General features: G+C 49.8%; 1 protein-coding gene. It reads left to right on the top strand.

The window, feature by feature from the left end; all coding sequences use genetic code 11:
- On the top strand, nucleotides 1-223 hold a 223-nt coding region (locus ABR397_RS24335), incomplete at both ends, for a DUF637 domain-containing protein (protein ID WP_350307920.1).

The following is a 223-nucleotide window of genomic DNA, read 5'->3' as shown; positions in this document are numbered from 1 at the left end:
TGACACAGTGATGGGATGGGATAACGCGGTAAATGGCGGGAAGCTGGATCCGGCAAAAGCCACCTTACCCCAACTGAGCAATCATGACTGGAGCAAAGTGGCTCAACGGGTTGCAGGCCAGTCCATTATCAGTTCCAGTCTGGGGACAACGATTAATGGCGGCAGCTTTAAAGACAATTTCACCACCGCATTACTTGCCAATATCGGCAATCAGATTAATGCA

Origin of the sequence: Photorhabdus viridis (genome assembly GCF_040256935.1) — a bacterium.
GTDB classification, from domain to species: domain Bacteria; phylum Pseudomonadota; class Gammaproteobacteria; order Enterobacterales; family Enterobacteriaceae; genus Photorhabdus; species Photorhabdus viridis.
This window is presented reverse-complemented; position numbering and strand designations above follow the sequence as displayed.